Below are 25,408 nucleotides of genomic sequence, written 5' to 3'. Positions count from 1 at the left end.
GGCTCGCTATTCTGCCAGCACGGGTTGCTCGAGCGTCTCCACCGGCAGAAACGGCCGATCGATTCCGAAACTCGCCGGACCGAAAACCGCCAGTGCCTCCGGTGTTCTCATGATGGGTGGAGTCGCGATCCCGATGACCGCAACGCGCTGCCCGTACCGCAAGCCCTCGGTGGTGATGGGTTCGGCAGTGTCGGCCTCGACGATGCAGATCAGGTCAGGCACGATCGCCACCATCACTCCGGAATGCTGTACTCCGGAATGCTGTACTCCGGAATGCAGGGCAATCAGATTTTCGTTCTGGAATTGAACCTCGAGTTCGTCTTCTCCGACACCGGCGATCCGTACTGATCCCCGAGCGAACCCCTCATCGGTTCGCCGGTCGACATCGATCACTTTGCCGTGAAAGAGAACTCGCCCGTATCCGTAGAGCGTGTCGGCGAGACTGTCCACCAGCGCCAGCACCGGATCCACCCGCTGCTCACGTGAAAGCCTGATGGACCGGCCGATGGTCAAGGCCAACGACAGAGTCCGTGGGATCGCCGTGCGCTTCACATCCGCACCCGTCATCGAGTACTGCGCGATGTGCGCCATCCCACCGAACCTCGACGTCACCCCGCGGGCGAGGCCTTCCAATCTGCTGTTGTCACTGCCGGTGTCGAAGATCGCCACCTCGTCGTGCTCGTTCGCCATGGCGAGCGGACTCGCCGAAATCCCGTACACCGAGAAGGTTTCCATCTCGAGCTGAGGAAAGGCTCGTCCCATCCCGTCGGCGTCGACAACCGGCAGGCCGCGCCGTGCGGCCACCAGCAACGGAATCATCGAATTGATCCCGCCGCACTCCATCGGCATCGTGGCATCTGCAGTTCGCCCCGTGTGCTTCTCCAACGTGATCAGCGCCAGCTCGGGTTCTGTTCCGCGCGGCATCTTTTCGACCACAACGGTCGGTGCACCCATCTGAGCGACGGGAATCACCCACGCGTCGTCGTCGAGTTCCTCCGGATCGAGAATAGTGATTTCACCGGCTTCACCGAGCGCCTGCGTGACCAGCATCTTGCCGACGAACGGATCTCCCCCGCCGCCGGTGCCCAACAAGGCAGCGCCCCTGGCGAGGTCGTCGAGGTCCGCCGTGCGTAGTGTCCAACTCATCGTGAGCCCTCCTGACCGGTGGAGACCAGACCACTGTGCAGCGCCAGGTCGCCACTGTGCAGTGCCAGATCCCCGACTGCCTTCACTCGAATACGTGTTGCGTTGCCCGGCAGATACGGAATCGGGACCTCGTCGAACTCCACGATCTGCACCGACTCGGGCCGTGCGCCTGCGGCGACTGCCCGGTCGATCGCCTCCTGGCGAGCGTCGTCGGCAAAGACCTGCCGGTGCCCGTCTCGCACCGCTTCGACACGGTCGACTTCACCACTGACCTGCGCGATCGCGGCGCCGATGGCATTGGCAACGTCGAAACGCTCAGGGCGAATCACCGCGCCAAGGCCGGGAAGTTCGCGTTCCAGCAATACCGATCCCCCGCCTACCGCCACCACTGGTAACGGGTCCGACGTGGTCCGCATCTGCTCCACGGCGTCGGCGACTCTCCTCGAGATCCGTTCGAGAGCCGTCGACACCAACCCGCGGTCGAGGTGTGCCACCGCACTGTGGTCGCCGACGTCGGCCAAACCCGCAGCGACCGCGATATCTGTAGCGGTCAACGTGTCTCCGCCGAAGACGAGTGCTCGTGAGCCCAATTCGTACCCCACCGATTCCGGCCCCACCGTGAGCCCGTCCGCATCCACCAACGAACCACCACCGATACCGATCGAGAAGACATCCGGCATGCGGAAGTTGGTCCGTACTCCGGCGACCGTCACCTCGGTGGTTGCTTCCCGCGGAAAGCCATTGGTCAGTACGCCGACGTCCGTGGTGGTACCTCCGATGTCGATCACCGCACAGCTCGCCAGACCGGAAAGCACAGCGGCGCCGCGCATGGAGTTGGTCGGTCCTGACGCGAAAGTTGCCACCGGATAACGTCTTGCGTACTCGATGTCCATCAAGGTGCCGTCGTTCTGACTCAGATAGAGAGGTGCGACGATGCCGTGCTCGACCAACGAACGGGCAAGACCGTCGACGATGTGATCGGCAAGCTCGCGCAGTGCTGCGTTGATGATGGTCGCGTTCTCACGCTGGAGTAGACCCACTCGCCCGATCTCGTGCGAGAGCGAAATTGCGACGTCCGGTCCGAGTTCCTCGCGCACGATCTCCGCGGCAACCGCTTCGCATTCGAGATTGACTGGCGAGAACACCGAAGATATTGCGACCGAACGTGTACCGCTACGAGCCATGTCGGCGGCGTGGCGGCGGATCTCGTCGGAATTCACCGGCGAGATGCGACGACCGTCGAACTCGTGCCCACCGTGAGCGAGGTAATGCCTTCCCTGCACGGCGGAGACCAGGTCTCGTGGCCACCCCACCATCGGGGGCAGAGCCGCAGTCGCCGGAAGCCCCAATCGCAGAGCCGCAGTGGGAGCAAGCCCGCGCTGCTCGATGAGAGCATTGAGAAAGTGCGTCGTCCCGATCATCACAGCTTGAACAGCATTGGGAGAGAACGAGTACTGCTGCTGCAGCGCCGTCAGAGCTCCGCCGATTCCGCCGGTGATGTCTTTGCTGGTCGAGTGTTTGACATGCCCGATGACGGTGGTCCCGTCCATCAGGACCGCGTCGGTGTTTGTACCACCGACGTCGATTCCGATTCGCATCGTGAACTCCTGTCTACAGTTTATGGTCTCTAGTGAGTGAGAGCGGACGAGCCCGAAGGTTCCTGCGGCGCTTCGGTTGCGGTGCGTCCGACTCCGCGAATCAGGCCGAGTCGACCCGCGACGACGTAGAGAACGAATGCCGAGGCCACCGCGTTGATCGACGGCAGTCCGAAGGTGCTGTAGTGGCCGATCAGCGCCGAGACGATCCAGATCACCAACGTGGCAGGTACCCAGGTGGGCGCCGAACTCGGAAGGGTACCGGCGGCGCGGCTCTCCTCCAGATCCTTGCGCCAAGTCTTGACGATGAAGTATTCCGCCACCATGATCCCGGCGATCGGCGGGAATCCGACGCCCAACAGGATCAGGAAGTCGGTGAACGAGTTCAGGATTCCGGCAGCGGCAAGGATCGAACCGGTAACGCCCACAACCGCTGTGACAATAGCGCGGTTGATCCGTCGACCGAACACGACGTCGATGAAATTCACGATGCCGAGGCCGGAACTGTAGAGGTTCCAGTCGTTGATCTTGAAGGTGCCGAGAACGATGATGAGAACGCCGACCCAACCGACCGATGAGAGAATGATCGTGGCGATGTCGGAACTGCGAACAGCGTGGGCAAGAAGAACACCGGTCAGCCCGATCACGTATTCACCCAACGTGATTCCGACGAGCGTCTGCTTCACGACATCGCCCGCCGTGCGGTTGAAACGCGTCATGTCGGGTGTGATCACAGCTCCGGCAATGAAACCGCCTGCGACGATGGTGGTTCCGGCGAGGAAGCTGAGTTCCGGCCCGGCTGGAGCAGATGTCATCAGATCGGACAGCGAGTGATTGCGCAGTTCGGAGATGACGGCCCAACCGACCAGGATCAGGAACAGCGGAACGGTGATGTTGGCGATCAGTTGCATGGATCCGAACCCGCGAAGGACTATCGCGGTGATCAGGAGGCCGAAGGCCAAAGCCCACGCCCACTGCGGCAGAAACGGCATGATTCCGTGCAAACCTGATGCAGAGACAGCAGATTGAATGCCGAACCAGCCGATCAGGCTGACCCCGATCACCAGACCGATCACCGCGGAACCTGCATGCCCGAATCCACACCAGCGTGCGACCACCGATGTGTTGAGCCCTTCACGAACCCCGATGATGCCGATGAAAATACAGACGACCTCGAGAATCACCGCCCCGACTGTCAATGCCCAGAAGGCATTCCAGAACGTCATACCGTAGCCGAGCGTCGCACCGAGCAAGAACTGTGCGAGTGCCGATACCTGACCGAATCGCTGTACTGCCACCGAGAACCACGAATACCGTGCTTCGCCGGGAACGCGGGTGAGCGCGTAGTCGTCACCGTCGGACACCTCGCCGCCTGCGGCGGTTGTTGATGTTTTGTTCATGACGGACTCCTCGAATAGTTGGGAAGTGTTCTCGGAGAAGACGGTACGAATGTGGCCGGGGTCACGCCTATGGGCGAATCGGTGTTTCTTCGTGTTACGACAATGCATTTCGCACAGTCGTCATTTCACACAGTCACCACATGACAAGGGTCTAGCGCAACGCGTACCCGCCGTCGGGGTACAGCGTGGAACCCGTTGTGTACGTGTTGGTGAAGAGATAGAACACCGCTTGCGCGATCTCGTCTTCGTTCCCGACGCGGCCGAGCACGTTGTTCTCGGCGCTCCAGGTGAACGCCGCCTCGCGAACCTCTGCCGGGCGCTGAGCCCAGAGATGCCCGTCGATGGTTCCGGGAGCGACGGTGTTGACACGAATGGGAGACAGTTCAACGGCCAGCCCGCGTCCGAGCCCCTCGATTGCCGCATTGGCCGCAACGTATGCCGCGGCAGCCGCAGGTGGTCGCACACTGGCGGCGCCGGACATCAGGACCACCGATGCGGTGGGCGTCAGTTTGTCGAGCGCAGCGTGCACTACGCGGTACTGTCCCCAGAACTTGGATGTGAACGGCGACGACGCTTCCTCGACGCTCTGCTCACGGAACGAGCCGACCTGGTAGTCGGCGGCCGTGGTGAAGAGCGCGTCGACGCTGGGGATGTTGGCGAAGAACGCTTTCACCGAGTCGTCGTCGGAGGTGTCGACGGTGAACCAGTGCGCCGATTCACCCAGCTGCGCGACTGCTGCTTCGAGTGTGGATACCGTTCGGCCGCCGAGAACCACCTGCGCGCCCGCGTCGACGGCCAGCTGCGCCACCCGCAGCCCGATGCCTGTTCCACCGCCGATCAGGACGACGGTCTTGCCGGAAAGAGAAGTAGGTGTCGTTGTCATACAGCGACTGTAAGGCTCACCGAAGTGCCTCGACATGTGCAGAATGCACAGATTTCACTACAACACGGTGCTAAGTATGCAGACGTGGTTGGTAGAGGCTGCCGCCAGCGAAGATCTCGCTTGACGACGTTTACTGCTTCGAAACTGCCATCACATCTACTCCTCCTTCGAGTTCGCTTGTAACAAAACAACTCCCGCGACCGAAGATGTCGGTGAACCACAACAGCGAAGGGAAGTAACGACTATGGGATCAGCAGACGTAATGGCCTGGCTCGCCGAGGGTTACCTCGCCGGCGATCCGATTCGCTATCCGCTTTACGTCGGATCGATGTTCCTGGCAATGCCGTTCCAATTGATCGGCGTAATTCTGGGTCACCCCTTCTGAATCGTCACATCAGGCCAGGGCGGTCGACGTAGAACGGCCAGAGTTGCGATCACCGCGGCAGCCAGCCCGATGAACTCCCCCATCAAAGTCGCCCTGGTGTGATCGACAGCCGGTGCCCACGACGGCTCGCCCTCGTGGATCGAGAACACTCCAACTGGCACCGGAATCGGGTCGCCGCGCCACCGCCGATGCAGACGCGAAACCGTGATGATCGTTGTTCCGTCGCTGGTCTGGTGCGGTTCACCGAAGATCGTCGAGGTCCCTGATTCCGCTCGTGCTCGCTCCACTGCATCACGAATCTCCATGGTCCCCATCGTCGCATCGAAACAGCAGGGTCGCACCGAAACAGCAGCACTGTGCGAGTATCGATCGATGGCCGAATGGTGGGTTCCGAGCAGGCGCGTCGAGCGATGGTGGCAGACGATCGTGCTGGCCTGGCTTCTCGTTTTCTTCGGCCCAAGCACCCTCGACAAGGTCATCACAGAACCCACAGCCTGGAATTGGGCATGGCTCGCAATCTGGCTTTTCGCGACGGTCGGATCTGCTTACTTCGCCGTCGAAGCCTGGCGAACCAGGAACAATTCTCAGCCGGCGCCGGGGGAAGGGACAACTGCACCCTCCGAGATACCCGCCGACGACGTCCGCAGCGCACTCGCGTCGGCTGACGGGCGCATTCCGGCAATCAAGGCACTACGCGAACTACATCCGGGCTTGGGCCTGAAGGATGCGATGGATCTGATCGACGCCCAGCAGGGCGATCAGGGCCCCCACCGTCAATAGTTGCGACCATCACAATCACAGTTAGGTATCGGAACCACACTGCCGCGATCGAGCGCGCACGCCAAGAGTTAACCACTTGACGGACAAGCTGATTCGCCGAGTTTGACAAAAGTGATCGACCGATGCGAGTTGACCCGACCGATTCAACTCACCGCACCAATCGAATTCGCCGGTCACAGAATCCGAAAGATCCCAATCTCGCTATTGTTCAACGGTTTACACCCGACGAATTGCCAATCAGCGACAATTTTCGCGACAGTGCAGCATCTTTCGTTCAGTTGAGTTGACCGAAACTTGACGTTACGTTGAAATTCAAAGCAATAGCCCGGCCTTGACCTGCGATGGTGTGAGCGCAACGCCCACCTACGCGTGACCCGTGGCCGCCTGAATGGGCGCTGTGAAAGCCTGAACGTTCGAGGAGTGGAATGACTGCGGTCAAAACTGCGTGGCGTGAACTACGGAAACCCGTGTTCATCCCCGCGTCGATAGTGATCTTTGCCCTGATCGCCTTTGCCGTGATCTATGCGGGAACCGCTGCGGATGCATTCGAAACGCTCAACGACGTGATCAGCGACGGCGTCGGCTGGTGGTACATCCTCTCTGCTACCGGTTTCGTGATCTTTGCGCTGTACTGCGGAATCAGCCGCATCGGCAACATCCGATTGGGGCGCGACGACGAGCAACCCGAGTTCGGCATGCTCCCGTGGTTCGCGATGCTCTTCAGTGCCGGGATGGGCATCGGCCTCGTGTTCTACGGAGTGGCAGAACCCCTTTCGCACTATGTGAACCCTCCCGTCGCCGGGCAGATCGCGGGATCCACGGACGCCGCAGCCAATCAAGCGATGGAACTGACTCTGTTCCACTGGGGCCTGCATGCATGGGCGATCTACGTCGTCGTCGGTCTGGGTCTGGCGTACATGACTTATCGCAAGGGTCGCCCGCTGTCGATCCGTTGGCTGCTCGAGCCACTGCTCGGACGCGCTCGTATCGAGGGAAAGATCGGCCATGCCATCGACGTCGTCGCCATCGTCGGCACGTTGTTCGGCGTCGCGACGTCACTGGGCTTCGGTGTCCAGCAGATCTCAGCCGGCCTCGACTACCTCGGCTGGGTGGAGACCGACAACTGGTTGGTCATCACCATCATCGTCATCGTGACGGGTATGGCCACCTTCTCGGTCGTCTCCGGCGTCACCAAGGGCCTCAAGTGGCTCTCCAACATCAACATGATGCTCGCCGCAGCGCTGGCCCTGTTCGTCCTGATTCTGGGACCGACACTGTTCCTGATGCAGTCGTGGGTGCAGAACCTCGGCGGATACGTCCAGGCCTTGCCCGAACTGATGCTGCGCACGTCCCCGTTCGCCGAAGACGGCTGGCAGGGCGCCTGGACCATCTTCTACTGGGGTTGGTGGATGAGCTGGGCACCGTTCGTCGGCATGTTCATCGCGCGCATCTCACGTGGCCGCACCATCCGCGAATTCGTCTTCGGTGTGCTGCTGGCCCCGACGCTGGTCGGGTCGCTGTGGTTCACGATCTTCGGTAATTCCGGCATTCTTCGTCAGCGCAACGAGGGCACGATGCTCGACGCATCCGGCGCAGTGGACACCAACACGTCACTGTTCACGCTTCTCGACGGACTTCCGCTCGGAACGATTTCGAGTGTCCTCGCGATCGTCGTGATCGTGTTCTTCTTCGTCACATCCGCCGATTCCGGCTCGATAGTCATCGACATCCTCGCGACGGGTGGCAGCCTGGAAACTTCCAAGATCACCCGCGTCTACTGGACGTTCCTCTCCGGCGCCGCCGCCGCGGTTCTCCTCATCGTGGGTGGCAGCGGATCGCTCACGGCGCTGCAGACCGTTGCCATCGCCACCGCCGTGCCGTTCTCGGTCATCATGGTGCTTGCATGTCTGTCGATGCTGAAGGCCTTCCGGTACGAGGTCGCTTCGGCACCGCGCTACCTGCGGGTTTCGACAAATACCTCGGCGTCGACCGACGTTCCGCAACCCACCGAGAAACGGCTCCGCGATCTGAGAATCTCGTCCACCTTCGCCGGGCTCACCCCGTCGCAAAGCGGGATCACTACGGAGCCCTCCGACGCGCACATGCTCGTCGCGGTGCACGAAGTTCCCGCCCATGCGGTCAACATCGACCCGGATACCGGCGCTGTCGACTTCTCCGAAGATTCGAAGGTCGTCGATCCGCTGGGCGGAGAGGTGTTCGACACACCCGAGTTCGCCGACTCGGCAGAAGGCCACGCCCAAGCTGCCAGTACGGACTGACCGGCACGTTCGGCATGTTGCATTAGGCATATCTGTTCACCAACTCGCAAACTTGTCATGAGACTTTCAACTCGACAGTTCGCAGGACTCTAAGTTTCGTGAGTAGAACAGGACCAACGGGTTTGCCACTCCAGTCGCAGTCGGAGACGGAACAATCTTTCGGGATACCGTCCGTATTCCTACGGTCGGCGCATGCACCTGCGCCGCGCACGCTCATCGACATCGTGCGGGCCTCAGCCGAGGCCAACCCGGAAGCACCTGCCATCGACGACAGCGACACCACACTGTCGTACTCGGAGTTGCTCGACGAGATCGAACTCGGTGCGCGCTGGCTCGGTGATGCCGGCGTCGGCGCAGGTGACCGCGTCGGAATCAGGATGCCGTCTGGTTCACGTTCGCTGTACGTGGCGATCCTGTCGATCCTCGCGGCGGGGGCCGCCTATGTGCCCGTCGACGCCGACGATCCGGAAGAGCGCGCCGAGTTGGTCTTCGGCGAGGCGCAGGTAGCGGCGATCATCACCGGCGACGGTATCCAGCCAGGGACGGCGCCGAAGCGACTCGAACATCCTCCGGTTCGCGAGCCCGAACCCGACGACGACGCCTGGATCATCTTCACCTCCGGATCCACCGGCACCCCCAAGGGCGTCGCGGTCACCCATCTCAACGCCGCAGCGTTCGTCGACGCCGAGGCGCGCATGTTCCTCCAGGACGAGCCCATCGGGCCGGGCGACCGCGTCCTCGCGGGACTCTCCGTGGCATTCGACGCGTCCTGCGAGGAGATGTGGCTTGCATGGCGTCACGGCGCCTGCCTCGTCCCGGCACCTCGTTCGCTGGTCCGCAGCGGTATGGACCTCGGCCCGTGGCTGGTCTCGCGAGACGTCAGCATCGTCTCCACCGTGCCGACGCTTGCGTCTCTGTGGCCGGCCGAAGCTCTCGAAGCCGTTCGACTCCTGATCTTCGGCGGCGAAGCCTGCCCACCCGAACTGGCCGAGCGCCTCGCCGTCGAGGGCCGTGAGGTCTGGAACACGTACGGCCCCACCGAGGCGACCGTCGTGGCCTGCGGCGCGCTGATGGACGGCAAGAGCCCCGTCAGTATCGGCCTCCCCCTCGACGGCTGGGACCTTGCCGTCGTCGACGCCCAGAGCAATCCCGTCGCGGTCGGTGAGGTCGGCGAGCTGGTGATCGGCGGAGTCGGCCTGGCCCGCTACCTCGATCCCGCGAAGGACGCCGAGAAGTACGCGTCGATGCCATCGCTCGGGTGGGAACGCGCCTATCGGAGCGGCGACCTGGTCCGGCTCGAGACCACCGGCCTGATGTTCCAGGGCCGCGCGGACGATCAGGTCAAGCTCGGCGGCAGGCGCATCGAACTCGGTGAGGTCGACAATGCTTTGCAGAACCTGCCGGGCGTCAGCGGCGCTGCCGCAGCCGTGAAGAAAACGGCGGCCGGCAATCAAATCCTCGTCGGATACATCGCGAGCACGGATCCCGACTTCGATCTCAAAGCCGCTCACGCTTTGCTCAGCGAACAGCTGCCGGCAGCCCTCGTGCCACGTCTGGCGTTGATGGACGAACTTCCGACGCGCACGTCAGGCAAGGTCGACCGCAATGCCCTGCCGTGGCCGTTGCCCGGAGCCGGCGAGGACGCCGGGGCCGCGCTGGGACTCGACGGCACCGCTGCCTGGGTGGCCGGCCTGTGGGGATCGATCCTGGGCGCACAGATCACCGGACTCGACGACGACTTCTTCGAAGTGGGCGGTGGGTCCCTCTCCGCTGCTCAGCTGGTGACCGCCCTGCGCGAGCGGTTCCCCGAAGTGACCGTCGCACAGCTCTACGACCATCCACGGTTGGGATCGCTCGCCGAATATCTCGACGAATTGGCGCCCACCGAAACTGTCGAGCCGCGCATCGTCGCTCCGACTCCGTTGAAAACGCAGCTGGCGCAGATCGCCGCCACCGTTCCGCTCACGACGCTCACCGGACTGCAGTGGGTGACGTGGCTGGCGATCGCGAACAACGTCCTCGGCTGGTTCGTCGACGTGAGCTGGGCCCCCACCGTCTCGTGGTGGTGGATCCTGTTGGCGTTCATCGTGTTCATCACGCCGATCGGGCGCATGACCATCGCCGTCGTCGGAGCGCGACTGCTCCTCCGCAAGCTGGAACCGGGCACATATCCGCGAGGAGGTAGTGAGCATCTGCGTCTGTGGATAGCGCTGCGACTCACCGAAGCCAGTGGCGCAGCCAATCTTTCGGGTGCACCGTGGATGCTGTACTACGCACGCGCCCTCGGTGCCGACATCGGCAGCGGCGTCGATCTCCACACACTTCCCCCCATCACCGGCATGCTCGAACTCGGTGACGGCTGCTCCGTCGAACCCGAAGTCGACCTCTCCGGTCATTGGATCGACGGCGACGTCATTCACATCGGCGAGATCAAGATCGGTGACGGCGCCTCCGTCGGCTCACGCTCGACGCTTCTGCCCGGCGCACGTATCGGTCGCGACGCCGTCGTCGAACCCGGATCGGCGGTGTTCGGCCGCGTGAAAGCGAACCAGCAGTGGGCCGGATCCCCGGCGGTCAAGATCGGCAAAGCAAATCACCCGTGGCCGTCCGAACATCCCAAGCGCGCGCCTGGCTGGGTTCCGGTGTACGGCGTCACCTCGATCTTCCTGGCCGGTATGCCTATCTTTGCGTTGATGGCCGGAATCGCTCTGATCGGCTGGTGGGTTCGGGACACCGAGACTCTCGGGAACGCAGTACTTCAGTCGATGATCGTTCTCCCTTTGGCGACTGTCTTGTCCCTGCTCGTCTTTGCTCTCGTGACGCTGGTTGCCGTTCGTCTTCTCTCGATCGGGATGACCCCCGGCTACCACCCGGTCCGCAGCCGCGTCGGCTGGCAGGTGTGGGCGACCGAGCGACTGCTCGACTCCGCCAGGACCTTCCTCTTCCCCCTCTACGCCAGCCTGCTGACGCCGGGGTGGCTCCGTCTCCTGGGTGCCAAGATCGGCAAGAACGTCGAAGCATCCACGGTGCTCCTGCTCCCCAAGTTCACTACGGTCGCCGACGGTGCATTCCTCGCCGACGACACCATGGTCGCGAGCTACGGCCTCGGCGGCGGCTGGATGCACATCGAACAGGCAAAGATCGGCAAGCGTGCGTTCCTCGGAAACTCCGGTATGACCGCACCCGGTCGACGCGTCCCGAAGAACGGTCTGGTGGCCGTCCTGTCCGCTACACCGTCCAAGGCCAAGTCCGGATCGTCGTGGCTCGGCAGTCCACCGGTACGTCTGCGGCGGGCTGCCGGGGACACCGACGCTGCCCGGACGTTCAATCCGCCGATGCGCCTCAAGATCGCCCGTGGAGTGGTCGAAACCTGCCGTCTGATCCCGGTCATGGTGACGTTCGGCATCGGCCTCGGTGTTCTGTTTGCACTCGAAGCGATGGTCGTCGCAGTCGGATACTGGTTCGCGGCGCTGCTGAGCGGTGTAGTCCTGCTCGTCGCCGGCGCGGTTGCAGGCGCGATCACCATCGCGGCAAAGTGGATCGTCGTGGGACGCATCACCAAGGTCGAGCATCCGTTGTGGAGTTCGTTCGTCTGGCGCAATGAAGTGGCCGACGCGTTCGTCGAGACGGTCGCGGCACCGTGGTTCGCCCGTGCGGCGACTGGTACTGCCGTACTGAACATCTTCCTGCGCGGGCTCGGGGCGAAAATCGGCAAAGGCGTTTGGTGTGAGTCCTACTGGCTACCCGAGGCAGATCTTGTGACTTTGGGCGACGGGGCGACGGTCGAACGGGGGTGCGTCGTGCAAACTCATCTCTTCCATGATCGGATCATGTCCATGGATACCGTCACTCTGGGAGCAGGAGCAACACTGGGACCGCATTGTGTCGCGTTACCCGCAGCCGGCATCGGCGCGGGAGCGACAGTCGGGCCTGCATCTCTGGTGATGCGAGGTGACACCGTTCCGCCTTCCACGCGCTGGCAGGGCAACCCGATTGCACCGTGGGCGGCCTCGTGAAGCCGAACCGCATGCTCGAGGAGCCGCTCGATCCGTACCTGCCGCACAACGGCAACCGCGGTTACCGCGTGTCTCGGTACGAACTGGAACTGACGTACAAGGTCTTCAGTAACCGTCTCGCGGGCAAAGCCGTCATCACCGCAGTCACCACCGAGAGCCGATCCAAGTTCAGCTTCGACCTCGCGCAGAACTTGCAGGTGTCCAAGGTGTCCGTCAACGGTGCCCGCGGCACCAAGTACACGCACCAGAACAGCAAGCTGGTCGTCACACCCTCCACCAAGATTCCCGCTGGCGGTGCACTGTCGGTCACCATCGCGTACAACGGCAATCCCGAGCCGATCAAAAGCCTGTGGGGCGAGGTCGGATGGGAGGAACTCGACGAAGGAATACTGGTCGCAAGTCAGCCCAACGGCGCCGCATCCTGGTTCCCCTGCGACGACCATCCGATTTCCAAAGCGTCGTACCGCATTTCGATCACCACCGATTCGCCGTTCTACGCCCTCGCCAACGGCAAGCTGATCCGCAAGCAGACCCGCGCAAGTCAGACCACGTGGGTCTACGAGCAGACCGAACCGATGGCAACCTATCTGGCCACCATTCAGATCGGCCAGTACGAGCACCGTCAGGTGAGCGCCGGTCCGGTGCCGGTCTTCGCCGTTCACCCCCCGCGACTGCGCGCAGCGTTCGACATCGATTTCGGTCGTCAGCCGCAGATGTTGGAAGTCTTCGGAAAACTGTTCGGGCCGTACCCTTTTGCCGACTACACGGCTGTGGTCACCGACGACGAACTCGAAATCCCCATCGAAGCGCAGGGTCTCTCGATCTTCGGAGCCAACCACTGCACGGGCAGGCGCGGTTCCGAACGTCTTGTCGCGCACGAGCTTGCCCACCAGTGGTTCGGCAACAGTCTCACTCTCGGACAATGGTGTGACATCTGGCTGCACGAAGGCTTTGCCTGCTACGCGGAGTGGATTTGGTCCGAGAATTCCGGCGGTCCGTCCTCCGACCAATTGGCCGCCAACGCCTATCAGGGGCTCCGGCGCAAACCTCAGTTCTTGATCATCGGCAATCCTGGCCCCGCCCACATGTTCGACGATCGAATCTACAAGCGGGGCGCGTTGACTCTGCACGCCCTGCGCGGCGTCCTCGGAGACGAGAAGTTCTTCGAACTGATCCGTCAGTGGACCACGAAGCATCGGCACAGCACGGTCAGCACCGAGCAATTCACCGATCTTGCTTCACGTTTCACCGACACTCCGCTGCGGCCCCTCTGGGATGCTTGGCTGAATCAACGCTTCCTACCTCGACTCTGACGCTTACACGCCGTACCACCACACAGCCGCACCACCACGCCGAAACATTCCGAATGCGCCGATTAGCTTTGTCTTACCTTTACTATAGAGGTGGGCCGAGGGACGACCCCGACAACACAAATTTCAGGGCACGCTTCCTCGACAGGTAGATCGGGGGATCGATGTTCGTTGTATTCACAATATGTTTCGTGATCGGAGTTGTCGCTCTGATCGGAGCCTTTGCCGTCGGCGAGGTTGCGGATCTGGGCGGCGGCCACGCAGACGGGCTGCCGTTTCTGAGCCTGACAACTTTGGCCACAGCACTTTTCGGCTTCGGCGCCGGCGGCGTATCTGCCACTCTCGCGGACGCTCCGACGTTGGTTGCGGTGATTGCGGCAGTCGCACTCGCCGCCGTTCTCGTTGTCGTCACGCGCGGCCTTCTCCTCCCTTATCTCCTGAAGCAACAAGATAATTCGCACATCGGGCGAGATTCATACTCCGGACTACTGGGCACAGTCACCCTCACGATCGCCGCCGAAGGCTGGGGAGAAGTCTCGTTCGTCGATGCCGACGGCAATCGCGTGCAGGCGAAGGCAATCAGTTCACAGCCGGTGGCGCTCACCACCGGCACCACCGTCTACATCGCCGATGTGGACGATCAATACCTTCACGTCGTCACGGTTGACGACGCGATCTAAGGACTCGATACATGCTGGCAATCATCATCATTGCAGTTGTAGTCGCGGTAATCATCTTCATCGTTCTACCCGCGATCTACGTGAAGAACTACGTCAAGGTCCCGCCGAACGAAGTGGCGGTCTTCACCGGTCGCGGCAAGCCGAAAGTGGTACGCGGCGGTGCCCGATTCAAGATTCCCGGCATCGAACGTGTCGACATCATGTCTCTCGAACCGTTCAACGTCAGCATCAACCTCAAGAACGCACTCTCCAACGACGGCGTTCCGGTCAATGTCGAGGCAGTCGGACTGGTACGGATCGGTTCCGCCGACGAAGCGGTTCAGACAGCGGTGCAACGATTCCTGACCTCCGATCTCGACGAGCTGCAGCAGCAGATCAACGAAATCCTCGCGGGCAGTCTGCGCGGAATCACCGCAACCATGACCGTCGAGGACTTGAACTCCAACCGCGACTCCCTCGCCCGCAGCGTGGTCGAGGAGGCAGGCGGCGACCTTGCCCGCATCGGCATGGAAGTCGATGTCATCAAGATCGCGGGAATCTCCGACTTCAACGGCTATCTCGAATCGCTGGGTCAGCGCCGTATCGCCGAGGTCAAGCGCGATGCTGCGATCGGAACTGCTGAAGCAGAGCGTGATTCGCAGATCCAGTCGGCAAAAGCGCGCCAGGCAGGATCTGTCGCACAGGCAGAAGCCGACACCGCGATCGCCAGTGCGAATCAGAAGCGCGACGTCGAACTCGCTCGCCTGCGAGCTCAGACCGAAGCCGAGAACGCCGAAGCCGACCAGGCCGGACCTCTCGCACAAGCAACGGCCGAGAAGGCCGTCGGCATCGCACGTGAGCAGGCCGAGGCAGCCCGCGTCGAGGCTCGCACCGAGGTCGAGCGTCGTCGCGCCCAGCAATCGGAAGCGGCGTTGCAGGCAGATGTCATTGCACCGGCCGAGGCCGAACGCCAAGCCTCCATCGCACGCGCAGAAGGTGAACGGCAGGCTGCAATCCTCCGCGCGCAAGCACAGGCCGAGTCCGCAAGGCAGGCCGGTGGCGCTCAGGCCGACGCACGAAAGCTCGTCGCCGACGCCGTTCGCTCTGAGCAGCAGGCTGACGCCGACGGCCTGCGAGCACGTCTGGAAGCCGAAGCTGACGGATGCAAGGTCGCGGCCGACGCCGTTCGCGCCGAGCAGCAAGCCGAGGCGGATGGTTTGCGCGCCAAGCTCGAAGCGGAGGCTGCCGGTAAGCGTCAGATCGCCGAGGCGCTCAATTCCTACACCCCGCAGGCGGCACAGTTGCTCACTCTGCCAGACGTTCTGGCGGCACTGGTGGACGCCACCGCAGCGGCAGCGAAGCCGGTCGGAGACATCGATCGCATCTCGATCGTCGGGGGCAGCGACGGGGCGCAGGGCTCGATCGGTTCGATACTGGGCATCAGTCCCCAGGTGATTGCCGGCGTCATCGAAACTCTCGAGAGCTCAGGCGTCGATATCACCGGCTTGCTCAACGGCCTGAACAAGACGGCACCGGTTCATGCTGCTTCAGTACACAGTTCCGAGAACGGGTCCGCAACTGTAGATGCATGATTCACCCGGTCCGCCGACTCTCGCGGGAGTCGGCGGACCCGGCGGCGTCATGCAGTCGGAAGATGTGAACGCGACTTGAAAAGGATCAGCATCAGGCAAGCAGCTGCGGCAACTGATCCGAACAGAAGAGTCACTGTATAACTCAGCGCCGGAATGCTTTCCGAGAGCATCGCCAACAGCGCCGGCACGGCAAACCCGATGTAGGTGATCGAGTAGAACACTGCGGTCAGCCCTGCCAGATCGTCCGGGCCCGCGATTCGCTGGATCTCCAGCAATCCGGACACCAATGCCATGCCGTACCCGCAGCCGAGAATCGCTGCGGCGACTATCGCAAACGCCACGGTCAGCGTCGACGCAACCAGAGCGGCGCCCGCCATACCGACCACCAGAAACACCAGCGCCACTACCGCGCCCCGCGCACTGCGATCGGTGTCGATCTTGCGCCCCAACGACTGAATCGCGAACCCGCACGTCAGCGCGACCATACACAGCAAAGCCGAAAAAGCCACGGGCGCATCGCCACTGTGCCCGGTCATCAGCGCCGGAATGACTGCATACGCGACACTGGCGGCACCGAACACCCACGGAGCCAAGGGAACAACGACGTAGAGGAATCTGCGATGACCTGCTGAGGGGATCTTGAGGTCGTCGGTGAGCCGTCGACGATCATCTTTCGCTTGCGCCGGTCGGGTTTCGGGCGCACGCCACAGCGCCACGCCCGCAATTACGGTGATCACGATGTGCAGCACGTACGCCAACGCGCTCGGCATGGGCGCCCATTGCGCCAAGATCCCCGCAGCACCTGCCCCCAATGCGAAACCGGCCGTCAGACTCATCGCTGCTCGCCGGGCCCCGGCACCTTCCGACGCCGCCGAATCCCAAGGCTGCGTGGACAACTCCTTCACCCACGAACCGCCGACGGCCATGCCGATTCCCAACGCGATGCCGCAGAGAATTCTTCCCAAAATCAGAACAGCGGCGGAGTCGGCACCGAAAGCGAGCAACGTCGAGCCGGCGATCGCGATAATCGGCGCCGGAAGCATGATCGGGCGGCGGCCCAAGCGATCGGACAGCGGTCCGCCGAGCAGAAGGGCCGGCACGATCCCGACCACATAGGCGAAGAGGAAGAAGTCGACCATCACGGGCGAATAGCCGTGGTCGAGCCGGTACATCACCAGCAGCGGCGTGAATTCGTTACCGCCCCACGCTGCGGCGAACATACTGGCGGCGACGGTCAGCCACAGCCATTTCCCACCGTCGCTACTTTCATTGCTTCGACGAAGTTCGGCCGCGGTTCCAGCGCCCATCGTTTGGGTGCTCATCACAGAGTTCCTTCGAAGCCGAGGCCGTGCACCTGGCGCATGTGTGTGAGTACGGCGGCGTTGTATCCGTCAGCATCGCCAGATTCGACGAGGTCGGTCAGCGCGGTGTGGTCTGCCAGTATCCGAGGTAGTTGGCCAGGATCGCGCGAGATCGACCGCGCGGTCATCCGACGCTGCCTGTCGCGCAGGCTCGAGTAGAACGAATCGAGTAGCGGATTCCCACCCGCCGCGACGATCGTCTTGTGAAAGTCGGCGTCGATGGCGCTGAATGCGGCTACGTCCCCACGCTGAGCAACCTCACGTTGCTCGATCAGATTCGCGCGCAACGCTGCGACGAGCGCTTCGCGTGCGTGCGGTCGGGCCGACACCACTCGAACGCTCTGAGTCTCGACGAGTTGTCTGGCACTGACTACGTGTTCCGCTTCCCCGTCCGCGACCGGGACGATCAGCGCCCCCTTCTTCGGGTAGAGACGCATCCAACCTTCCGATTCGAGACGCAGAAACGCCTCACGCACCGGCGTGCGGCTCACATTGGTCCGTGCGGCGATGTCACCCTCACTGATCAACTCCCCTCCGGCAAGTTCGCCGGAAAGGATCAGTTCCTTGACTTCGCGGAAGACGGTTTCGGAAGCGGAATACAACATAGACACAAGATGTATTTATACTCCATGCTGGCCCAACCCCGTCTCTCGGGTCATCGATCCGAACATCTCAGTCCAATGCGGCATCGGCCCAGTTAGCATTGCAAGGTGCAGGACAGAAGAGGAGTCGGTTCACGATGCGCGGTACACACCCCCGCCATCGCACACTGAAGCGCCCATGACGTCGCAGATGAAGTCCATGAGGACGCTGACCCGCGAGTGGTTGGTTCTTCCCGATCAATACGACCGTTTCACTCGCTATCTTCGCGATAACGGCCTCACTACTGCCACCCGGCTACTACTTGGCATCATTGTCATCGGGCTGGGAGTGTGCGCGCTACTCAACAGGTTCAGCCCTGCCGGTCCGACAAGCACGATAGCGCTGTTCTTCAACACTGTCGTCGTGATCGCGTGCTTCATAGTCGGAGTCTCATGGTGGGTCTTCGGCCCCACAAAGCGTCGCTCGTTCGGTTTCGTGGTCTTCTGCGACATCGCTGTCACGATCTCCGTCGTTGGAGATTCCTCCCAGCTGGCGCGATTGCTCACCTGCGTCATTTTTGCCCTGATCGGCATTTACATCGCCTACTTCCACAACCCGAAGTTGCAGATCGCACACTTAGCTTTTTCGCTCCTTGTGATCGCGGTGGCCGCGCAGCCAATTCTGTTCGGGCCGAATCGAGACCCAGCCCTTGGTGTTTCGAAAGTACTGGTTGTCATTACCGCGTTGGTGGTCTGCGCATTCATCTCGCAGATCGTGCTGACGATGCTCAGCATGGATGCTTCCAGTTCCGACCTCGATCCTCTCACCGGCCTCTTGAACCGTCGTGGCCTCGACCGCCACGTCGAGAAGGTACTCGAGGGGTTCCAGCGTCAAGAATCTGCGGCACTACTCGTGATCGCGATCGACATCGACCGGTTCAAGACGATCAACGACGTCCACGGTCACGACGTCGGCGATCGCATCATTCTTCGAGCGGCACAGCGCTTGTCGTCTTGGGCACATGCCGATGCTGTCGTCGCGCGAGTCGGTGGCGACGAATTCGTCCTCGTACAACGACTTCCGGTCCCGGCAATCGGCCCGATGCTCGACTCGATCGGGCCGGCAATGCACTCGAACGCCGACGAGATCCCGTCGACGTCGAGCATCGGAATCGCCGTGCGTACCCACAAATTCGTCGCCGGAGAAGAGCGCGCAGCAGCGTTCACGGACATGCAGAAAGTCGCTGATTCGGCGATGTACGAAAGCAAGAGACTCGGCGGCGGACGCGTTCACACGATCGTCGCCACCGCGACCAGGTAGCCGTACGCGAGGTATCAGTAGTAGACCGGCCCCGGCACTCCCCCACCGGCAGCCACTGCGTCCCCCGTGATTGCGATGCTCCGCGGCGATGCCAGGAAAGTCACGACGTCCGCTACTTCTTCGGCATCGATGATTCGGTGAATCGAGTTCGTCGCGATGCCCTCTTCCACCTGCGCGGGCGAACGGCCGGATTCTTCCGACTCGCGCGCGATCCGTGCGGTCAACCTCTCGGTTCGCGTAACCCCCGGATGGACGACGGTGACGTTGATTCCCTTGGGGCCCAGCTCGTCTGCAAGATTCTTGGTCAGCGCCGACACACTGACGTTGCGGATCGTGTGGGCGATCGAGGTTGCCTGCCTGGCTCCCAAACCGCTGATGTTGATGATCCGGCCCCAGCCCTGGTCGATCAGATATGGCGCTACTGCGCGAGCAGTGCGCAGGTACCCCAGCACTTTGACGTCGATCTCCCCACGAACGACATCATCGGAGGTCGCCTCCAAGTCGAACGATCGCCCCGCACTGAACGGCGTCGCGGCCGAGTTGACCAGAATGTCGACGCCGCCGAACTCCTCGACCACCCGCCGCACCGACACCTGGACTGCGTCGTCGTCACGCGTATCGGTAGCGATGCCGACAGCTCGAACTCCGAACTCCGAAGCCACATCTCGGGCAACGTCCACGACAGTCGATTCCGTGCGCGCAAGTATCGCGACATCAACCCCTTCAGCTGCGAGACCTCTGACAATGGCCAGGCCGATCCCCTTGCTCCCGCCGGCGACAATGGCACGTTTCCCTGAAAGGTGAAGATCCATGCCTGCGACACTATCCAACAGGTAATCCCCGATCTCTACGTAGAGAGATCGGGGACCGTCGGCGCATTTTCCGGCTTGTCAGACCATCAGATCCGCGTACAGGTAGACGTTGTCGGCGTAGTTCCCCACACCGTCCTCGAATTGGAGTTCACCGCCGCAGGTGACAACAGCCAACTTGCGGGCGCCCTCCGGGCCGGCCAACACGCTTTCCTCCACGCCATCAGCCTTCGGACGCGTCTTCACGGCAGTCACCTTCCACGACGTGCTCTTGCCGGTCGCGTCGGATGTACGGATCACTTCACCAGGTTCGATCGTGCCCAGCTCGAACAGCGCACCGTTACCCTGGCCGGTCAAATTGACGTGTCCGGCAATTAAAGTCGTGCCGCTGACCGAGTCGAGGGCGGCACCGTCGAGCCAGATCCCGACGTTCTTGACGTTCTCCGGCGGAGTGAGGACGCCATCAGGGACTGTGGCGTCCACGATCGGCGCCTGAACACCGACCGGATCGAGCGAAAGGGTGTTGGGAGCCATCAACGCATCCGCCGGCGCTGCCGGATTCGCGGAGTGCGACATGACAACTCCCGGACTCGGCGGAATCGCAGCATTGTCATCGGAGGAACGTAGGCCGACGAAGGCCATGGAAGCACCAGCGACAAGCACCGCGATGACAGCCAGGACGAACGCGACACGACGCCCCTTAGCGGGACTCGCGGGCTGGTCGTGGTTGGGATCGTCGTATGGATTGGGATCCGACTCGTACATTGTCATCGAACTGTCTCCTGCGGGATGAGGCACCCCCGGCACCTCTTGCGAATTGACGCCCCCTGCGTCTGATCAGTGTCGGCACCGATCACAGCCCGTGATCGGTGCCGACGTCTACTACTTGTGCCTGGCGTCAGGAACGCTTGCGGCGGAGAGCGACTGCTCCGGCAGCAGCCATTCCGACCAGGCCGAGACCTGTCACCGCGACGGCGACGTTACGGCCTGAATTCTGTTCAGCAGCACCACCGTCGATGGCAACCGGGCGAGGTCCGGTGGCCGGCTTCGGAGTCGCCGGTGCCGGAGTTGCAGGCGTGGCAACCGGTTGCGAAGGAACAGGAACACCGGGAACTACGGGCACAATCGGAACGATGGGCACGATCGGAACAATCGGAACGATGGGCACGATCGGAACAATCGGAACGATGGGCACGATCGGAACGACGGGAGTTGCAGGCGTCGTCGTCGAGGGTGTCGTTGTTGCGGGTGTCGTTGTTGCCGGTGTAGTCGTGGGCTGTGCGGCGTACCCGACGGTGGCGGATGCATTCATCGAAGCGGGCCGAACGGTGTCGAAGGACGCGAAGATCTGGCATTCTGCCCCGGCCGTGTTCCAGTGCAGGTTCTCGACCGAATCCGGAATGACGCTTGCCGTAACGGAGTAGTCCCCGCCCTTCGCAGCGGTGAGGCAAAGATCAACGGCAGTCGGTGCATCTCCGCGGCCGTCAACCGTCAATTGATTTCCTTTCAACGTCGCCTTGCTGTTCTCGCCGCAGACCGTGAGTTCGGATCCCGCCGAGGACTGAACACTGATCGGCTTCCGGTACATATTCGTGTTCAGGGTGAACACGGCAGTCTCTCCGGATTTCAGAGAGCCCGACGCCGGCGTCTTGCGAGCAAGGTCCAGCGTCTGCGTGACGTTCATGATCTCGACGATGCGAGCTCGCTCGTCGGCGCCGAGATTCCTGTCGCACAGGCCCTTGAAGTCGGCCATCAGCGGGTTGTCGTAGTCCGAGACACACCACACCAGCGTCTGGCGCGCCGAACGCGCATCCTCACTGCCATTGCCGGAGACGCTGCTGTCAAGCTTGGCAGGATTCTGCAGCAACCAACTGATGACAGCGAGATCGTCGACCGACAGATCGGGATTGCCCGAAGACGGCACCGTCGGCCCCATCTCGTCGTTGTGCTTGTCGACCGGCAAGCCGTTCTCGTCGACGCCGGCACAGGGATCGAGGTCGAAGTCCGTGCAGTACATCCATTCCGACTTCGCAATTCCGTCGACGTCGCGAACACCGCAGACCGGCGCGTCGACCGCGGTCGAGGCACCCCGATCGGTGGTGCCGTACAGCGGCACGATGTTGCCGTCGTTGTAATGATCGAGTCGAACACCTGAGATGTCGAGCATCTGCTTCGAGGGTGTGTACTCGGTGCCCTCGCACAACCCGGCATTGAATGCCGGCGCGGCCGCGGCTCGCACCGGCAGTGGTGCAGAGACAGCCGGCGAAGCAAAAGCAACGCTACTGCCGGCTACCGTCACGGCAATAGCTGCGGTTAGCGAGAGCCGGAGAGCGAGCGGCCTCCGCCGTGAACCAGACACAGTCATCAAAGCTTCCCTTTCAAGACATTTCGGTAGCGGGGAGGTTGCCTGGATTCCCAAGACCACGCTATCCAGCGCTCGCTTCCGAGAGGATTGGCCAGTTACTTATGGCAACCAGCCAGTTACTAGAAGGCAATGTAGTGCATGTTTCAAGAAAGTACACACGCTCATCCAGCCTTGGAGCGCAGCGAGGTCCCACGGACGCCGAGTTAGCCAAGCAAGTGACTGCAACCTTGTTCAACCGCACAACCATCACGATCAACCCAAAAATGGCTCACGCAACCCCGACGATCCCGGCATTTCTCGGCCGCTAGCCAGTAGGTAACTCATAGATTCCAGGGAAACCCACAGGAAGGGGCGCTTTCGGTCCGCGCGCAAAATGAAGGGGTCCGCGTGGCGGACCCCTTCATGGGAGATTTCATCCGAGACTGCTTTGTCGGAATTCGGACAACCTGTCCGCGCTCGGCACGCTCGTCCGACCATTCTTAATGTGATTTGCATCACATTCAAAGATTCAGTCGGTTTTGTTCACACTGATAATCAATCTTTTGGTCGCATTTGGGGCGATTACCTAAATCTTCGGCTGAGACAAAGGACCCCGGATCGAACGCAGAGGATGCGACTCGGGGTCAGCTTCGAACCGGAGGCGCCTTCCTCGTGGTCACCGCGATGCGATTCCACGCATTGATCGTCAAGATGACGCTGATGAGCTGGGCCAGTTCCACGTCCGAGAATTCGCCGGCGGCCTCGCTGTACACCTCGTCCGGAACGAAACCGTCGGTAAGGACTGTGACAGCCTCGGTCAAGGCAAGAGCGGCGCGTTCGCGATCGGAGTACATCCCTCGCGCTTCTTCCCACGCGTTCAGTAGATAGAGCTTCTGCTCCGTCACACCGACCTTTCGAGCATCACGCGTGTGCATGTCCAAGCACCATGCGCAATGATTCAGCTGCGACGCGCGAGTGAGGACCAACTCGACGAGTGTTGGCTCCAGCCCCTGACGCGCAGCGGCATCCAACGCAATCATCGCCTTGTAGACCTCGGGCGCCAGCTTCGCAATGTCGATTCGTTGGCCTGTTGTTGTCGTCATACCTAAACCGTAAGCCTGAAAAGACCCCGAAACATGGTTCAATCCGGTGATGAATTCATGGGCCAATCTTGGGTTCGATCTACATGTCGAACTACCGCACGGAATTGGGGTTCGAGCCGCGTTGCTACAGACGCTTCGCGACGCGATCGACAGTGGGCTGTTGAAACCTGGCACCAGGCTTCCACCCTCCCGCACCCTGGCACTCGACCTCGGCATCGCACGAAACACCGTTGCGGACTGCTATGCCGAGCTTGCTGCAGCTGGATGGCTCGTCACACGGCAGGGTTCGGGGACCGTAGTCGCTTCGCTCGCCGACGCACACATTCGCGGGACCGATCCGTCGCCGACAAGACCGCGCTTCACCTACAGCCTTCTCCCCGGATCGCCGGACGCGTCGGCGTTTCCCCGCGCTGCATGGATTTCATCCGCCAGACGGGCGTTGACTGCCGCACCGAACGACGCATTTGCCGCCACTGACCCCAGAGGCCGAGTCGAACTCCGAAACGCCCTCACCACCTATCTGAGCCGAGCCAGAGGAGTTCGCGTCGACCCGAATCGCATTGTGATCAGTGCCAGCTCGGGTCACGGGATCTCCCTCCTCGCCCGTGCACTCGGCGGAGCAATTGCAGTCGATTCTTTCTGCCTTCACCTTCACCGGCAGCTACTTGTCGACGAAGGATTACAAACAATTCCCATCTCAGTCGACGAATCCGGAACTTGCACAGAAGAATTGGCATCAACATCTACCCGCAGCGCGCTCCTGACCCCGACGCATCAGTTCCCTCTCGGGGGACCACTGACGCCTGCAAGGCGAGCAACCGCTGTCGAATGGGCCTCGAGCACGGGCGGCGTCATCATCGAAGACGACTACGACGGCGAATTCCGTTATGACAGAAAGCCTGTCGGAGCCCTCCAAGGCATCGCGCCGCAGCAGGTTGCCTACCTGGGCACTGTCAGCAAGACACTGTCGCCCGCGATTCGAATTGGATGGATGGTGTTGCCGGACAGACTGATCGAACCCGTCCTCGCAACAAAGGGACCCTACGAACGCTGGGTCAGTTCAACGGATCAATTGGCCTTGGCGGACTTCATCGAGTCCGGAAGATTCGACAGCCATATTCGGAAGATGCGCCCCACTTACCGACGACGACGCGATCAACTGATTGCGACGCTCGCTCAGCAAGTGCCCCAAGTCCGGATCGAGGGGATCTCCGCGGGTCTTCACGCTGTGATCCGACTGCCTTCCGGCAGCGAACAAGCCGTGCTTGCTGCTGCTCAGACGCACGATCTCGGCCTCGAAGGGCTCTCCACATTCCGTCACCCCGACGTGTCGTCAGTCGGCGGTGACGGCATCGTCGTCGGATACAGCACGCCGACGCAGTCCCAGTATCCGAGGACGCTGGATGTGCTCTGCGAGGTGCTACAGGCGGCGCTGCGCTAGGAGCCCACGAGTTTTACCGGGGTTTGTCGGTTCTCCCTGCCCCACTCTGCCGGCCTTTGTGCCCTGCCCTGCCCCAGCGAACGTACCGTTCATCTCGTTAGAAGCGGTGAGAGTGTCGTTCGCTCGATCCCGGCGCGTCGTCGGTCACGCCCCTGCCCGGATGGTGTGAACGTACCGTTCCCCTCGTCTAAGAGGGTGAGAGTGCCGTTCACTCGATGCCGGGGGCGGGTTGGGGGTCGGTTTTGGGCTTGTTTTGGGTACGAGAAAGCCCCCCAACCACGAATGGTTGGGGGGCTTGTCGTTAAATTGTGTTCGGCGGTGTCCTACTCTCCCACACCCTGTCGAGTGCAGTACCATCGGCGCTGAAGGGCTTAGCTTCCGGGTTCGGAATGGGACCGGGCGT

Annotated in this window: 20 protein-coding genes and 1 rRNA gene; 9 read left to right on the top strand and 12 right to left on the bottom strand. The window is 62.0% G+C overall.

Features of this window, described 5'->3' with window-relative positions; all coding sequences use genetic code 11:
• Window positions 1-6: 6 nt before the first annotated feature.
• The 4 genes from ACWF6P_RS19265 to ACWF6P_RS19250 form a co-directional block, all read right to left on the bottom strand.
• On the bottom strand, window positions 7-1,146 hold the full coding sequence (locus ACWF6P_RS19265) for a DUF917 domain-containing protein (RefSeq protein ID WP_452622103.1): 1,140 nt from the start codon (window positions 1,144-1,146) through the stop codon (window positions 7-9).
• Entirely contained in the window at window positions 1,143-2,744 is a 1,602-nt protein-coding gene (locus ACWF6P_RS19260) for a hydantoinase/oxoprolinase N-terminal domain-containing protein (protein WP_452622102.1), read from the bottom strand. The genes ACWF6P_RS19265 and ACWF6P_RS19260 overlap by 4 nt, the downstream gene beginning before the upstream one ends.
• Window positions 2,745-2,773: 29 nt before the next feature.
• The gene (locus ACWF6P_RS19255) at window positions 2,774-4,141 is read right to left on the bottom strand and encodes a purine-cytosine permease family protein (RefSeq protein WP_452622101.1); all 1,368 of its coding nucleotides are present in this window, start codon (window positions 4,139-4,141) and stop codon (window positions 2,774-2,776) included.
• A 151-nt stretch (window positions 4,142-4,292) separates the two neighbouring features.
• Window positions 4,293-5,024 carry an SDR family oxidoreductase gene (locus tag ACWF6P_RS19250; RefSeq protein ID WP_452622100.1) on the bottom strand — a complete coding sequence of 244 codons (732 nt, stop codon included), beginning with the start codon at window positions 5,022-5,024 and terminating at the stop codon, window positions 4,293-4,295.
• Window positions 5,025-5,268: 244 nt separating this feature from the next.
• On the opposite strand from ACWF6P_RS19250, the gene ACWF6P_RS19245 reads away from it, so the two are divergent.
• The gene (locus tag ACWF6P_RS19245) at window positions 5,269-5,409 is read left to right on the top strand and encodes a hypothetical protein (protein ID WP_003941170.1); all 141 of its coding nucleotides are present in this window, start codon (window positions 5,269-5,271) and stop codon (window positions 5,407-5,409) included.
• On the opposite strand, the gene ACWF6P_RS19240 is transcribed toward ACWF6P_RS19245, so the two are convergent.
• On the bottom strand, window positions 5,397-5,714 hold the full coding sequence (locus ACWF6P_RS19240; protein ID WP_452622099.1) for a hypothetical protein: 318 nt from the start codon (window positions 5,712-5,714) through the stop codon (window positions 5,397-5,399). The genes ACWF6P_RS19245 and ACWF6P_RS19240 overlap by 13 nt on opposite strands.
• A 67-nt stretch (window positions 5,715-5,781) precedes the next feature.
• Here ACWF6P_RS19240 and ACWF6P_RS19235 point away from each other — a divergent pair, with 67 nt between their 5' ends.
• The 6 genes from ACWF6P_RS19235 (at window position 5,782) to ACWF6P_RS19210 (ending at window position 16,045) form a co-directional block, all read left to right on the top strand.
• The gene (locus ACWF6P_RS19235) at window positions 5,782-6,189 is read left to right on the top strand and encodes a hypothetical protein (RefSeq protein WP_452622098.1); all 408 of its coding nucleotides are present in this window, start codon (window positions 5,782-5,784) and stop codon (window positions 6,187-6,189) included.
• Window positions 6,190-6,614: 425 nt separating this feature from the next.
• Entirely contained in the window at window positions 6,615-8,468 is a 1,854-nt protein-coding gene (locus ACWF6P_RS19230; protein WP_452622097.1) for a BCCT family transporter, read from the top strand.
• Between the two features lie 122 nt (window positions 8,469-8,590).
• Window positions 8,591-12,484, top strand: a complete 3,894-nt coding sequence (locus ACWF6P_RS19225) for a Pls/PosA family non-ribosomal peptide synthetase (protein ID WP_452622264.1) — start codon at window positions 8,591-8,593, stop codon at window positions 12,482-12,484.
• A gap of 11 nt (window positions 12,485-12,495) precedes the next feature.
• Window positions 12,496-13,797, top strand: coding sequence for a M1 family metallopeptidase (locus ACWF6P_RS19220; protein ID WP_378639539.1), 1,302 nt, complete (start codon window positions 12,496-12,498; stop codon window positions 13,795-13,797).
• A 161-nt stretch (window positions 13,798-13,958) separates the two neighbouring features.
• Window positions 13,959-14,474 carry a hypothetical protein gene (locus tag ACWF6P_RS19215; RefSeq protein ID WP_452622096.1) on the top strand — a complete coding sequence of 172 codons (516 nt, stop codon included), beginning with the start codon at window positions 13,959-13,961 and terminating at the stop codon, window positions 14,472-14,474.
• Between the two features lie 11 nt (window positions 14,475-14,485).
• Window positions 14,486-16,045, top strand: a complete 1,560-nt coding sequence (locus ACWF6P_RS19210; RefSeq protein ID WP_452622095.1) for an SPFH domain-containing protein — start codon at window positions 14,486-14,488, stop codon at window positions 16,043-16,045.
• 47 nt (window positions 16,046-16,092) lie between these two features.
• Here the strand turns inward: ACWF6P_RS19210 and ACWF6P_RS19205 are convergent, their stop codons facing one another.
• Together ACWF6P_RS19205 and ACWF6P_RS19200 are read right to left on the bottom strand one after the other, a co-directional pair.
• Window positions 16,093-17,367, bottom strand: a complete 1,275-nt coding sequence (locus ACWF6P_RS19205; protein ID WP_452622094.1) for an MFS transporter — start codon at window positions 17,365-17,367, stop codon at window positions 16,093-16,095.
• Window positions 17,367-18,011, bottom strand: a complete 645-nt coding sequence (locus ACWF6P_RS19200) for a GntR family transcriptional regulator (RefSeq protein ID WP_452622093.1) — start codon at window positions 18,009-18,011, stop codon at window positions 17,367-17,369. Before ACWF6P_RS19200 ends, ACWF6P_RS19205 begins: the two co-directional genes overlap by 1 nt.
• A 175-nt stretch (window positions 18,012-18,186) precedes the next feature.
• Here ACWF6P_RS19200 and ACWF6P_RS19195 point away from each other — a divergent pair, with 175 nt between their 5' ends.
• The gene (locus ACWF6P_RS19195; protein WP_452622092.1) at window positions 18,187-19,308 is read left to right on the top strand and encodes a GGDEF domain-containing protein; all 1,122 of its coding nucleotides are present in this window, start codon (window positions 18,187-18,189) and stop codon (window positions 19,306-19,308) included.
• 14 nt (window positions 19,309-19,322) lie between these two features.
• Here the strand turns inward: ACWF6P_RS19195 and ACWF6P_RS19190 are convergent, their stop codons facing one another.
• The 4 genes from ACWF6P_RS19190 to ACWF6P_RS19175 form a co-directional block, all read right to left on the bottom strand.
• Complete coding sequence (locus ACWF6P_RS19190) at window positions 19,323-20,120, bottom strand: SDR family NAD(P)-dependent oxidoreductase (protein ID WP_452622091.1); 798 nt, start codon at window positions 20,118-20,120, stop codon at window positions 19,323-19,325.
• Window positions 20,121-20,198: 78 nt separating this feature from the next.
• Entirely contained in the window at window positions 20,199-20,888 is a 690-nt protein-coding gene (locus ACWF6P_RS19185) for a class F sortase (RefSeq protein WP_452622090.1), read from the bottom strand.
• A 127-nt stretch (window positions 20,889-21,015) separates the two neighbouring features.
• On the bottom strand, window positions 21,016-22,482 hold the full coding sequence (locus ACWF6P_RS19180; protein ID WP_452622089.1) for a hypothetical protein: 1,467 nt from the start codon (window positions 22,480-22,482) through the stop codon (window positions 21,016-21,018).
• Between the two features lie 623 nt (window positions 22,483-23,105).
• Window positions 23,106-23,564: a carboxymuconolactone decarboxylase family protein gene (locus ACWF6P_RS19175; protein ID WP_452622088.1), complete on the bottom strand. Its 459-nt coding sequence runs from the start codon at window positions 23,562-23,564 to the stop codon at window positions 23,106-23,108.
• Between the two features lie 49 nt (window positions 23,565-23,613).
• Here ACWF6P_RS19175 and pdxR point away from each other — a divergent pair, with 49 nt between their 5' ends.
• Window positions 23,614-25,005 carry a MocR-like pyridoxine biosynthesis transcription factor PdxR gene (pdxR, locus tag ACWF6P_RS19170; protein WP_452622087.1) on the top strand — a complete coding sequence of 464 codons (1,392 nt, stop codon included), beginning with the start codon at window positions 23,614-23,616 and terminating at the stop codon, window positions 25,003-25,005.
• Window positions 25,006-25,315: 310 nt separating this feature from the next.
• On the opposite strand, the gene rrf is transcribed toward pdxR, so the two are convergent.
• Window positions 25,316-25,408: ribosomal RNA gene (gene rrf / locus ACWF6P_RS19165) — 5S ribosomal RNA — on the bottom strand; the annotation flags it as partial.

This window comes from Rhodococcus sp. NPDC055024, assembly GCF_053608585.1.
This window is presented reverse-complemented; position numbering and strand designations above follow the sequence as displayed.

Bases quoted from the DNA above. Each gene is read 5' to 3' on its own strand.
- ACWF6P_RS19265 (WP_452622103.1), bottom strand. From the start codon at position 1,146: ATGAGTTGGACACTACGCACGGCGGACCTCGACGACCTCGCCAGGGGC.
- ACWF6P_RS19260 (WP_452622102.1), bottom strand. From the start codon at position 2,744: ATGCGAATCGGAATCGACGTCGGTGGTACAAACACCGACGCGGTCCTG.
- ACWF6P_RS19255 (WP_452622101.1), bottom strand. From the start codon at position 4,141: ATGAACAAAACATCAACAACCGCCGCAGGCGGCGAGGTGTCCGACGGT.
- ACWF6P_RS19250 (WP_452622100.1), bottom strand. From the start codon at position 5,024: ATGACAACGACACCTACTTCTCTTTCCGGCAAGACCGTCGTCCTGATC.
- ACWF6P_RS19245 (WP_003941170.1), top strand. From the start codon at position 5,269: ATGGGATCAGCAGACGTAATGGCCTGGCTCGCCGAGGGTTACCTCGCC.
- ACWF6P_RS19240 (WP_452622099.1), bottom strand. From the start codon at position 5,714: ATGGAGATTCGTGATGCAGTGGAGCGAGCACGAGCGGAATCAGGGACC.
- ACWF6P_RS19235 (WP_452622098.1), top strand. From the start codon at position 5,782: ATGGCCGAATGGTGGGTTCCGAGCAGGCGCGTCGAGCGATGGTGGCAG.
- ACWF6P_RS19230 (WP_452622097.1), top strand. From the start codon at position 6,615: ATGACTGCGGTCAAAACTGCGTGGCGTGAACTACGGAAACCCGTGTTC.
- ACWF6P_RS19220 (WP_378639539.1), top strand. From the start codon at position 12,496: ATGCTCGAGGAGCCGCTCGATCCGTACCTGCCGCACAACGGCAACCGC.
- ACWF6P_RS19215 (WP_452622096.1), top strand. From the start codon at position 13,959: ATGTTCGTTGTATTCACAATATGTTTCGTGATCGGAGTTGTCGCTCTG.
- ACWF6P_RS19210 (WP_452622095.1), top strand. From the start codon at position 14,486: ATGCTGGCAATCATCATCATTGCAGTTGTAGTCGCGGTAATCATCTTC.
- ACWF6P_RS19205 (WP_452622094.1), bottom strand. From the start codon at position 17,367: ATGAGCACCCAAACGATGGGCGCTGGAACCGCGGCCGAACTTCGTCGA.
- ACWF6P_RS19200 (WP_452622093.1), bottom strand. From the start codon at position 18,011: ATGTTGTATTCCGCTTCCGAAACCGTCTTCCGCGAAGTCAAGGAACTG.
- ACWF6P_RS19195 (WP_452622092.1), top strand. From the start codon at position 18,187: ATGACGTCGCAGATGAAGTCCATGAGGACGCTGACCCGCGAGTGGTTG.
- ACWF6P_RS19190 (WP_452622091.1), bottom strand. From the start codon at position 20,120: ATGGATCTTCACCTTTCAGGGAAACGTGCCATTGTCGCCGGCGGGAGC.
- ACWF6P_RS19185 (WP_452622090.1), bottom strand. From the start codon at position 20,888: ATGACAATGTACGAGTCGGATCCCAATCCATACGACGATCCCAACCAC.
- ACWF6P_RS19180 (WP_452622089.1), bottom strand. From the start codon at position 22,482: ATGACTGTGTCTGGTTCACGGCGGAGGCCGCTCGCTCTCCGGCTCTCG.
- ACWF6P_RS19175 (WP_452622088.1), bottom strand. From the start codon at position 23,564: ATGACGACAACAACAGGCCAACGAATCGACATTGCGAAGCTGGCGCCC.
- pdxR (WP_452622087.1), top strand. From the start codon at position 23,614: ATGAATTCATGGGCCAATCTTGGGTTCGATCTACATGTCGAACTACCG.